The following is an 11,955-nucleotide window of genomic DNA, read 5'->3' on the forward strand; positions in this document are numbered from 1 at the left end:
ACATAATTTTAAAGGAGGCTATTTTTTCATGATCAAACCTTTAGGTGAACGCGTATTGGTGCTACCGAGCGAGCAGGAGGAAACCACTTCATTCGGGATTGTGCTTCCGGACTCCTCGAAAGAAAAGCCACAAGAAGGAACTATTATTGCAGTAGGTAGCGGAGCTTTGAAGGATGGAGTACGTGTAGCACTCGAAGTAAAAGAAGGCGACCGTGTTCTTTTCTCTAAATATGCAGGAACAGAAATCAAATACGAAGGTAAAGAATATTTGATTATGAAAGAAAGCGACATTCACGCGATTCTTGACTAAGCGAGAGTCGATTATAAGCTAAATCTAAACTACTTAAAGTAACGTGATATACAAAAAATTCTAGGAGGTAATTACACAATGGCTAAAGAAATTAAATTTAGTGAAGAAGCACGCCGCTCTATGTTGCGCGGTGTAGATGCTTTGGCAAATGCGGTAAAAGTTACACTTGGACCAAAAGGTCGCAACGTGGTACTTGAGAAGAAATTTGGTAGCCCGCTTATCACTAACGATGGTGTAACTATCGCTAAAGAAATCGAACTTGAAGATGCATTCGAGAACATGGGTGCTCAATTGGTTAAAGAAGTTGCTACTAAGACTAACGATGTAGCCGGTGACGGTACTACAACTGCAACGGTTCTGGCACAAGCTATGATCCGTGAAGGTCTGAAGAACGTAACTGCAGGCGCTAACCCAATGGTTATTCGCAAAGGGATCGACAAAGCAGTTCGTGCAGCAGTTGAAGAATTGCAAAAAATCGCTAAGCCAATCGAAGATTCCCAAGCTATCGCTCAAGTAGCTGCTATCTCTGCTGCTGACGAAGAAGTGGGCCAATTGATTGCTGAAGCTATGGAAAAAGTAGGTAAAGACGGTGTTATCACTGTTGAAGAATCCCGTGGATTCGCTACTGAACTTGAAGTCGTAGAAGGTATGCAGTTCGACCGCGGTTACATTTCCCCGTACATGATTACTGATACGGACAAAATGGAAGCTGTTCTGGAGAACCCATACATCTTGATCACTGATAAGAAAATCAGCAGCACTCAAGAAATCCTTCCATTGCTTGAAAAAATCGTTCAACAAGCTAGACCGCTTGTTATTATCGCTGAAGATATCGAAGGCGAAGCACAAGCCATGTTGATCGTGAACAAACTGCGTGGAACATTCAACGCTGTTGCTGTTAAAGCTCCTGGCTTTGGCGACCGTCGCGAAGCTATGCTGCAAGATATCGCTGCCCTGACTGGTGGTCAAGTGATCACTGAGAAGCTCGGTCTTGATCTGAAGAGCACTTCCATTGAACAACTGGGTAACGCACGTCAAGTACGCGTAACTAAAGAAAACACAACAATCGTAGACGGAAGCGGCGACAAAGCGGACATCAATGCTCGCGTAAGCCAAATTCGTGCTCAACTGGAAGAAACAACTTCCGAGTTCGACAAAGAAAAATTGCAAGAGCGTTTGGCTAAATTGGCTGGCGGCGTAGCCGTTGTCAAAGTTGGCGCTGCAACTGAAACTGAATTGAAAGAGCGTAAACTTCGCATCGAAGACGCCCTGAACGCAACTCGCGCTGCGGTTGAAGAAGGTATCGTTTCTGGTGGTGGTACAGCTCTTGTGAACGTATATAATGCTGTTGCTGCTGTAGATGTAACTGGCGACGAGAAAACAGGCGTTAACATCGTGCTTCGCGCGCTCGAAGAGCCAGTTCGTACCATTGCAGCTAACGCTGGTCAAGAAGGTTCCGTTATCGTGGATCGCTTGAAAAAAGAAGCTATCGGCATCGGCTACAACGCTGCTACTGGCGAGTGGGTGAACATGTTCGAAGCGGGTATCGTTGACCCTGCTAAAGTAACTCGTTCCGCGCTTCAAAATGCTGCATCCGTAGCTGCTATGTTCTTGACTACTGAAGCAGTAATTGCTGACAAGCCAGAACCAGAAAAACCAGGTATGCCTGATATGGGCGGCATGGGTGGAATGGGCGGCATGATGTAATTAAGGCTGATAAAGCCTTGAAATAGGTTGGATTAGAAGCCTCTCGTGAGTTCATTGAACTCATGAGAGGCTTCTTTTTGTGGCGTACCAGATGCACGCCTAGTTGGTGATAATAAGATAGAGAACAGATAAATTTAAGGAAGTTAAATAAATACACTTGAACGTTCACTACAGTGAATATATAATAAATTCAAGAGGTCAGTGCTGACCTGATTTTTTTGATTAATTATTTAACTTCATTTATAAATTATATTAATAATATAACGAGGAGGACATATGAAATCATTTTTGCCCAATGATATTAAAGATGAGAATAGAAAAATAGTCTTCGATATTTTGCTTCAATATCCTGAACTGGCGAAAGTCGAGATCACAGAAAAAACGGCAATGAGTTTTGTTACTGTAAGCAAGATTGTTACCTTTTTTGAACAGATTGGTTTATTGACCGTCACTGGTGAAAGTCGAGAAGGATCTGGCGGCTTGGGAAGAAAGCGTACGGTTTACAGATTTAATGAAAACAGCTATACGACAATCGGAATACAGATTATTGGCAACACGATTACAGCGGTACTTATTAATCTGCACGGCAAGATCATAGATTCGTATTCGATTGAAACAGATATTCCGTTCTATAGCCAGCAGTTCACTTCGATATTTATAGAGATTGTAGAACATTTAAAGAGTAAAGCGAAGGAAACGGATAGTTTTGTATTGGGGATTGGTATTGGCGTTGATGGTGCGATCAATACAAGAAAGAAAACGATCCGGATGAGAACGCATCACAATAAAGAAAACGACTTTAAGTATGAAACGATTATTGAAACTCTCAAGAACGAAGTGAACTTGCCCATTCTTCTGGAGAATGATGTGAACGCAGCGACTGTGGCGGAATTTCGGAATCTTGAAAACTCAGATCAAGCATTGACGAGTCTCGTTCATGTTGCTACAGGTGATGGGGTCGGGGGCGGCTTGATTATTAACAAAGAGCTTCACCGCGGCGTTAATGCAAGTGCGGGTGAGCTGGAGTATATGTGCTTTGATTCAGAATATAAACGGACTCCATCTTCAGTCGGTTGGCTGGAAAGCAAATTAGCTATTAAGTATTTGTTAAGCACATATGATTTGAATTCAACGAATGACGTAGAAGCTTGCATTGATTATGTTTCGAAGAATCTGGCATTAACGATTACCAATATGATCAGCATCTTGGATATCGACCAGGTCATTATTAGCGGTAAAACGGTAGCGCTGTTTCCGGAACGTATATTGGACCGCACGAAAAGCTATGTCGAGCAATATACGGAGTGGACTCCTCAAATTTCGGTGAGTAAGTTACATCAATCAACAGCAATCGGAGCAGCTATACTTATTCTCCAGCAAGAGATGATAAATGTCATTTCGGAGTAAACAAGAAGGAAGTGAGCAACATGATCAAAATCTTTGAGAATGAAGAGGAAGTAGCAAAAGAAATTGCCAGAGAGATGAAAGATCATTTATTTACTGATCAGCATCCCGTGTTCTGCCTGGCTTCAGGGAGTACTCCACAAAAAAGCTATCAGAAATTTTCCAATGATGCGGACCTCCAATTGAAAATCAAGAGGCTTAACATCGTTAGCTTGGATGAGTGGGTTGGCATTGACAAAAGCTCTGAAGGAAGCTGCTATCAGATGTTGAATCAAGATCTGTTCTCGCAGATTTCACTGGATAGCAGACAGATTGTGTTTTTTGATGGAACATCGCCGGATATGAAGCACGAATGCTTGCGAATTGATCACTTTATCGAGCAACACCCAATTACATTCAGCTTGATGGGCGTAGGTATGAATGGGCATATCGGATTAAATGAACCGGGTAGCCCAGTAATAAATTACAGCAGTGTTGTGGAGCTGTCGGAAACAACAAAGACTGTCGCTCAAAAATATTTTCATGAGCAGACTGAATTAAAACAAGGCATTACATTAGGTTTGGAACAGATTGCAAGTAGTAAAAGAGTGGTTGTCGTCATAACTGGAGAGCGCAAAGCTGAAATCGTGAAGGAGATTTTCACAAACTCTGACGCACGGCTGCCTGCTCAGCAATTGCTCGGCTATGATCATATAGATTTCTTTTTAGATGCTGCAGCCGCCAAATATATGGATCAGTCATCATAGTTGAGGAGCGTAATATGGGTAACTTCGTTATTGGTGTTGATATTGGAGGTACAAATATAAGGGTTGGATTAGTGAATGAGCACCTTGAACTTGTTCGGAAGGAGTCGGCATTAACAAGAGATTTCCAAAATGCTGACGAAATTTTCAAAACCGTCAAGGAAATGACAGCGAAAGTCGATCATGAACAGCTAGCAAGCAAGATAGGTATTGTATTGCCGATTCCTTGGAATGATCAAACACAGTTTATTCGAGATATAACCAATATCCCTTGCCTAGAGAATGTTAGTATCGAAACTATCAGGGCGTTCTTTCCGAATTATGAAGTGTTTTTTGAGAATGATGTAAACGTGATCACAGTGCTTGAATCGGATCATGGAGCTGCCAAGCCGTATAATCAATCCATTTATATAACGGTTAGTTCAGGAATTGGATGCGGTATCATACTTGATAAGAAAATTATTCAAGGAGCTCATGGATATGCGGGCGAGATCGGAAGCATGATTATTTCCGACAGCAAAAGAAACCATTCAACGTTGTATAACGGCACTTTGGAATCCCTATGCAGCGGCATTGCTCTTGAAGCGGAAAGTAAGTTTTTATATGGCATTGATGCCACGTCGAGTTTGTTATTTGAAAGATATCATATGGGAGATCGGCAAGCGATTGAAGTGATCGACAGGTGGGTTGAGTACTTTTCCAACGCAATTGTTTCTTTGATGCAAACAATTGATCCAAATATTTTTGTTATCGGAGGAGCGGTCATTCATCACAACCAGTGGTTGATTGATAGAGTGATAGAAAGCGCTAAAAAGAAAGTCCTTCCACATTTAAAAGAGAACATTAAAATCGTGTTGACTGAATTTGGACCTGACGCCGGAATTATTGGTGCTGGCTATAACGTATATAAAAAGGAAAAAGGAGCTTGAAGACAATGAAAAAGTTGAAGGTTGCGTTAATCGGAGCAGGAAGTGTTTCCTTTGGGCTAGGAGCACTTCAAGATATGGTGTTGTCAGAACGTTTAAAAAATCAAGTAGAGCTCGAAATCGCGCTTATGGACATTGTAGAAGAAAATGTGAATAGAACATACAAGTATGCAACCGAAATGTTCACGGCATTTTCTCATCCTGCGAAGATTTGGCAAACGACGAATTTGGAAGATGCATTAAGAGATGCTGACTTCTCCATCGTTGCGATTGAGGTAGAGAGATATCACTACTGGTCACAAGACTTCCATATCCCACGGCGTTACGGCAGCAAGCAGCTATATGGTGAGAACGGCGGTCCAGGATCAATGTTCCACACTTTGAGAAATCTAGGTCCGATGTTGGAAATTGCAAAGACAATGGAGAAGGTGTGTCCGAATGCTTGGCTAATCAATTACACGAATCCGGAAGCAAAGCTAGTGGAAGCCATTTCCAAATTAACTTCAATCAAAGTGGTGGGCTTGTGCCATGGTTTAGACATGGGTATTCATCAGCTAGCTGAATTTCTGGAGATGGATAGTAAAGATATTGCGATTGAAGGCGGCGGATTGAACCACTTTGGCTTCTTCACGAAGATATGGAACAAGAACACGGGAGAAGATTTATATCCTCTATTCCACGAGAAAGAAAAGCTAGCTAACCGTTTGGCACATTTCGATCATATTGGATTATCCAGAACGTTGTACCATACGTACGGATACTATCCTTACCCAGGTACTAACCATTGCGGTGAGTATATTTCTTGGGCAGAAGATTTCTATGCTGGACTACCCCTGCAGTTCCGTTACGATCCAATAAGTGAGCAGCTGTGGAAGAAAGATTCTAGAACACCTGAATTTGTATACTGTGCAAGTGGCAGTACTTTAGATAAAGGCTTGTTCGAGAAAACAATGAACCAAGAGCTCTGGATAGAGCAAGCTTATACGTTCGATAAAGAAAAGGTTCAAATTAGTAATGAATATGCAGTGCCAATTATTGAAGCGATCTTCTTCGAAGATGAAATCGAGTTGAATGCTGTTAATATGCAAAACAATGGCGCTATTAAAGGACTTCCAGATGATATGGTCGTTGAAACACAAGCGATCGTTAACAAAAATGGTATCGAATTTAAGTCAATGACGGTTGAACTGCCAACTGCCATTATCGGAACGATCCATATCCAAGGTACAATCCATAAGCTGTTACTTGAGGCGTTTGTTGAAGAGTCGAGAACAAAATTGCTGCAAGCGATTCTGCTTGATCCGCAAGCTCCAACCTATTATCAAGCTTGTGCGATGATCGATGAGATGTGTGAGCTGCAAAAAGAATTGCTGCCAAAGCTTGAGTGGAATTAGGTTATCTTTAATAAAAAAGGCCTCCGTCTGATGAAATTCAGAACTGAGGCCATTATTTTTTATTACGAATTACTCTAATTCTTTATCTAAGAAAGGTTGCACCAATCGCCGCACCTCATCGGTTGAATTCGTCTCCATCAATTGATTTCTTAGTTCGTCGGCACCATCAAATCCACGAATATAGATTTTGAAGAAGCTCCGAAGTGGATTAAATAGACGTGGTTCATGTTCTTTTGAATATTTATCGTGAAGATCTAAATGAAAAAGTAGTAAATGAAGAAGTTCCTCCACACTATGTTCTTTAGATTCTAGTTCAAACGCGTATGGATTCTTGAAAATACCTCGGCCAATCATGACACCATCCACGCCGTATTGTTCGACTAATTTCAAGCCTGTTGCACGGTCAGGAATATCTCCGTTAATCGTTAACAACGTATTTGGAGCAATTTCATCGCGTAATTGTTTGATTTCAGGGATAAGCTCCCAGTGTGCATCTACTTTACTCATCTCTTTTTTTGTACGAAGGTGAATGGAAAGATTCGCAATATCTTGTTTGAATATATGTGTTAGCCACTCGCGCCACTCATCAATTTCACTATAACCCAATCTTGTTTTGACACTAACTGGTAAGCCACCTGCTTTAGTCGCTTTAATAATTTCTGCTGCCACTTCAGGATGTCGAATTAATCCAGCACCTTTTCCATTGGTTGCGACGTTTTTTACTGGGCATCCCATGTTTATATCGATACCACGAAAACCAAGCTTTTTCATATCCATGCTCATTCGTTCAAAATACTCTGGGTTATTGCCCCAAATATGAGCGACCATCGGTTGTTCATCTTCCGTGAACTTTAATCGAGTAAGCACACTTTCTTTTACTTTTACTTTAGGGTGACAGTAATATTCTGTATTTGCGAATTCCGTGAAAAACACATCCGGTTTTGCAGCTGCACTAACCACGTGACGAAATACAACATCTGTGACATCTTCCATAGGTGCCAATATAAAAAACGGCTTTGGTAAATCAAGCCAAAAATTTTGTTCGTTACTCATTAAGTTCTCCTTCTTTTACAACATTTTGCCCATCATACATAGTATCATTTTTTTTCGCTTGCTGCACAAAATTGTAGAGGGTCTCTTTTTTTTCTATAATCGCTCGGGGTTATACCAGTACTATTCTTAAATAAACGATAAAAATACGAACTACTAGTAAATCCAGTTTTTTCTGCGATATCAACAATGGTACATTCAGAGGTCTTCAGTAGCTCTTTGGCTTTATTCAACCGCATTTCACTAATTATATCGGGTAGTGCTTTTGTAGTTAATTGTTTATATAACCGGCTCAAATAGATTGGAGACATCGAGAGCTCGTCTGCAATTGAATTTATGCACAGGTTGGAATTGCTATAATCTCGCTCAATAATTTGATGTACTTTTCTAATGAGATCTTCTTGTTTTGTACTTCTTTTCTCTTCGAGTTTTTCACTTATTTCTTCAAATATCTTGAAATATGGAGTGTTGATTTCTTCCATGGTTTCAACATGATTTGGTAGTAAGAACGTTGTATCGAATTCGGGTAATGTTAAAATCGCATTGTTCTTTTTTAATGTTCGCAAGACGTTATTAACAGTAAGTGCTAAATGCGATACGACAAGTTGAACAACGGTAAAAGAATATTCTGATATTTCTCCTACGATATCAATATAGATGCTCCGTGCCTTTTCCGCATTTCCTGACATCAAGGATTCAATGAACTGTTTTTCTTTGTGAACTGGAAACATATATTCTTTGGTTTTTAAGTTCATAATGTCAACCGAAAAGAGGATGCTACCGTATCCTTTGAATAATCGATGGTAAGAAGCCTCAAGTACTTGCTTGTAGACTAAGATGCATTGCTCAATGGATTCCTTCACAGGACTAAAGGTAATCGTGATGGATAATTTTAAATGTTTGGCGATTGACAATTGCATAAGCTCTGCCATTTCAATCAACGAATCCCATTCCGTTATATAAAGCGGATCATGAAAGTTTAGCAAAAGTAAAAGACTATCATCCCCCATATCAATGGCTTCGACTTGAAAGATCGGTGAAGAAATTTCTGTACAAATGTTCATTATGGCATATTTGAGCAATTTTATATCTTCTTTGTATTTCTCGAGGACTGTGGGGAATTGATCGATCCTTATCAAAACAATCAGTGATTTATTATTAACCATAAGCTCTGAATTGAAGTAATGTAATTTCTGTTGTAACACCTCAGCATTATTCGTTTCTCTACCTAAAATCGTATTTCTAAGGAAATCCTGCTTGAGAATATGTTGATGGTTACGTCTTTCTGTTTCCAGGGTTTTGAACTTGCGTATGACTTTGTCAATCGGGCGATATACGCTATGGGATAAAGTTAACGAAATCAACAATCCTAAGAGAAGAATGCCAATACAGATAAATAATATTCGATACCTCATTTCATTTATTTCTTGAGTGATATTGCTATAAGGGGTAATCCGAACATATTTCCAGCCTAATGAATCGGGTGTAGTAAACGTTATTAAAGATTTAACTCCATCCACAGTGTCTACAAAATATGTAGATTCTGAAGTATCCTGAATAATTTTCTGTATATAGGTTTTATCAGATATATCAGTTAGCATCTCTTGCTTATCACTACTGGAATATAATATTCCATCCTGATTAATGATAAACGTGTTATTCTCCGAGATCTCTTTCTCCGACTGATCCATTCGCAGGCCTAACCATGATGCCGAGATATTGACAACAACAGCTGTATTTAAATCTTTATTATCATCAATGACGCTATAACATAAGTAAGTGTAGCTTGATACTGGAGTGGTCTGAACCGAACCGATGTTATAGGTTCTGGGAATCGGTTGAAAGGGGCGATGTTCTTTGAATTTCATAAAAAGGTCTAGAATTCCATCATCATCCAGTTCGGACTTCGGTTGAATTCCGCTTCGTGAATTATTGGAACTAATATAGAACTGATTGGATTTCGCATTATATACATAAATGGATTCAATGAATGGTAAGGATGCGCGATAGTTATCAAGTTGTTGCTGTGCAAAAATGACATCATAGATATTCAAGTCCGCATAATACAACAACTTAGATACCGCAGAATCATAGTAAATCTGGGAGGACAGTGAGGTAACAGTCTCTGTCATAGTAGATAATTGCGTTTTAATTTGATTTAGACTATTTGAATCGGAACGATAAACTTGTTTAAGTGCGATGCTTGTAAAGTTCATATAAAGAATAGTTGAAGTTATCAAAAGGGTAATAACAACACATCCAATAGAGCCAAGGAGTATTCGGCTGTAAACTTTTTTATGCTCTTTAGACCAATGTTTTATCATTTGTTGAAACCCCTTTCATCGCTGGTCTGAGTATAAATCATCAGTCTGGTGCTTTCAATCAAATTTATAAATCCAGCAGCCGAAATTAGGTTAAATGTAGTGAATATTCACAAAAGTACAGAAATTTCATACTTCACAAATACCGAGATTACAGCAATGTGTATCATTGTACAGTATATTATCGAATCCGCTTCTTCTATGATTTGGAAGTAAGATTCACGAGCAATTCTATTCAGGAGGAGGTCAGTCATGTTTAAGAAGAAAGGTTTTTTTTATGAATTAAATAAGAATAAAATCATGTTTTTGATGATAGCACCGACACTGCTTTTTTTCTTAATAAATTCTTATGCTCCAATGGTCGGCATCTATTATGCATTCACAAGTTATGATTTTGCAGGTGGTTTATTTGGAAGTCCGTTTGTAGGATTAGACAATTTTAAATTTTTAACGCAATCTGGAATTCTGTTGAAGTTGACAATCAATACGCTTGGATACAACGTGGTTTTTATCATATTAGGTAACGCGGTATCTATAGGGGCAGCAATCCTATTAAGTGAAGTCCGAGGGAAGCTATTTAAAAAGTTATCACAATCCATTATGTTTCTACCCTACTTCGTTTCGTTTGTTCTGATTAGTGTTTTAGCGTTTAACATGTTTAATGCTGATTCTGGTTTTGTTAATCAGTTACTCAAATCGTTCGGATTGGATCCAGTAGACATATACAATACACCATGGCTCTGGCCATTTCTGATTACAGCATTTTATTTATGGAAGAACCTGGGTTATTCCATGGTCATTTATCTTGCATCCATCATGGGAATTAGCGATGAGTATTACGAAGCTGCCAAAATTGATGGTGCAAATATTTTTCAGCGAATCTGGTATATTACCATACCTATGCTGAAGTCAACATTTATCATTCTGCTCTTATTTGCACTCGGAAGCATTATGAAAGGTCAATTCGATCTGTTCTATCAGCTTGTCGGGAACAACGGAGTGCTCTTCAACGTTACGGATATTGTAGATACTTACGTTTATCGATCTTTGAAAGTTAATTTTGATATTGGTATGGCAACTGCTGCTGGTTTGTATCAGTCTATCTTCGGATTTGTAATGATTATGACAGTGAATTATATCATCAAGAAAATTAATGATGACTACGCATTGTTCTAAAGTAGGGAGGAGGGATTACATTGGATGACAACATTCTAAGTTCTAGAGTTTTCCGCATGATGGCTTACCTGATTATTATGATTTTTTCTTTGCTCTGTCTCTTTCCTTTCCTTCTGATCATTTCAGGCTCATTGACAGCCAATGAATCCATTATTCGCGACGGTTTTCACTTGATTCCTAAAGTGTTCTCGCTGGAAGGTTATGAAATGGTATTTATCTTTCCAACTCAGCTAATCAAGGCTTATGGTGTAACGATTTTTGTAACTGTGATTGGAACGTTGGTGGGATTGTTTCTTATTACGATGGCGGGTTACGTTCTGCAGAGGAAAGATTTCAAGTATCGCAATCATTTGTCCTTCTTCATTTATTTCACAACGCTGTTTGGAGGGGGGCTTGTGCCCTGGTACATCATGCTGACTACATACTTTGGGCTGGCAGACACCTATGCCGTACTGATATTACCTGGTCTTATGACACCTTTTCTCATTATTTTAATGAAAAACTTTATCAAATCTGCGATTCCGGAAGAATTATTCGAATCGGCCAAAATCGATGGCGCGAACGACTTTAGGATCTACTACAGTATCGTGCTGAAGCTTGCTATGCCTGGCATAGCGACTGTCGGTCTGTTCCTTGCTCTGACGTACTGGAACGACTGGTTCATGTCTTCTTTGTTCATTAATGACGTTAGCATGTATCAGCTTCAATACTACTTGTATAACACGATCAATACCATGATGTTCGTTTCTCAAATGGCCACTGGAACCGGTGTAACCCTAGGGCGTGACATTCCGACAGAGTCGACCAAGATGGCAATGGCGATCGTCGTTACTGGACCCATTATTTTCTTATATCCGTTTGTGCAGCGATATTTTGTGAAGGGATTAACGATTGGTGCAGTGAAGGGTTAGTACCGAAAGCAAA

The 11,955-nt window shown here is 39.6% G+C and carries 10 protein-coding genes; 8 read left to right on the top strand and 2 right to left on the bottom strand.

Annotated elements, in window-relative coordinates; translation table 11 throughout:
* Nucleotides 1–28: 28 nt before the first annotated feature.
* The 6 genes from groES (at nt 29) to H70737_RS05060 (ending at nt 6,484) form a co-directional block, all read left to right on the top strand.
* Complete coding sequence (groES, locus tag H70737_RS05035; protein ID WP_036676506.1) at nt 29–310, top strand: co-chaperone GroES; 282 nt, start codon at nt 29–31, stop codon at nt 308–310.
* 78 nt (nt 311–388) lie between these two features.
* Complete coding sequence (gene groL, locus H70737_RS05040; RefSeq protein WP_042185277.1) at nt 389–2,017, top strand: chaperonin GroEL; 1,629 nt, start codon at nt 389–391, stop codon at nt 2,015–2,017.
* A 276-nt stretch (nt 2,018–2,293) separates the two neighbouring features.
* Nucleotides 2,294–3,424 (top strand): ROK family protein, encoded by a 1,131-nt coding sequence (locus H70737_RS05045; protein ID WP_042185279.1) that lies wholly within the window; start codon nt 2,294–2,296, stop codon nt 3,422–3,424.
* Nucleotides 3,425–3,444: 20 nt separating this feature from the next.
* Entirely contained in the window at nt 3,445–4,167 is a 723-nt protein-coding gene (locus H70737_RS05050) for a 6-phosphogluconolactonase (RefSeq protein WP_042185282.1), read from the top strand.
* Between the two features lie 14 nt (nt 4,168–4,181).
* Complete coding sequence (locus tag H70737_RS05055) at nt 4,182–5,093, top strand: ROK family protein (protein ID WP_042185284.1); 912 nt, start codon at nt 4,182–4,184, stop codon at nt 5,091–5,093.
* Between the two features lie 5 nt (nt 5,094–5,098).
* Nucleotides 5,099–6,484 carry a family 4 glycosyl hydrolase gene (locus H70737_RS05060; protein ID WP_042185286.1) on the top strand — a complete coding sequence of 462 codons (1,386 nt, stop codon included), beginning with the start codon at nt 5,099–5,101 and terminating at the stop codon, nt 6,482–6,484.
* Between the two features lie 69 nt (nt 6,485–6,553).
* On the opposite strand, the gene H70737_RS05065 is transcribed toward H70737_RS05060, so the two are convergent.
* Together H70737_RS05065 and H70737_RS05070 are read right to left on the bottom strand one after the other, a co-directional pair.
* Complete coding sequence (locus tag H70737_RS05065; RefSeq protein WP_042185288.1) at nt 6,554–7,537, bottom strand: tRNA dihydrouridine synthase; 984 nt, start codon at nt 7,535–7,537, stop codon at nt 6,554–6,556.
* Nucleotides 7,538–7,581: 44 nt separating this feature from the next.
* Nucleotides 7,582–9,858, bottom strand: coding sequence for an AraC family transcriptional regulator (locus H70737_RS05070; protein ID WP_042185290.1), 2,277 nt, complete (start codon nt 9,856–9,858; stop codon nt 7,582–7,584).
* A gap of 249 nt (nt 9,859–10,107) precedes the next feature.
* Here H70737_RS05070 and H70737_RS05075 point away from each other — a divergent pair, with 249 nt between their 5' ends.
* Nucleotides 10,108–11,031: an ABC transporter permease gene (locus H70737_RS05075; protein ID WP_081951042.1), complete on the top strand. Its 924-nt coding sequence runs from the start codon at nt 10,108–10,110 to the stop codon at nt 11,029–11,031.
* A gap of 56 nt (nt 11,032–11,087) precedes the next feature.
* Nucleotides 11,088–11,942 (top strand): carbohydrate ABC transporter permease, encoded by an 855-nt coding sequence (locus H70737_RS05080; RefSeq protein ID WP_371915721.1) that lies wholly within the window; start codon nt 11,088–11,090, stop codon nt 11,940–11,942.
* Nucleotides 11,943–11,955 lie beyond the last annotated feature (13 nt).

This window comes from Paenibacillus sp. FSL H7-0737 (assembly GCF_000758545.1).
Classification (GTDB): domain Bacteria; phylum Bacillota; class Bacilli; order Paenibacillales; family Paenibacillaceae; genus Paenibacillus_AQ.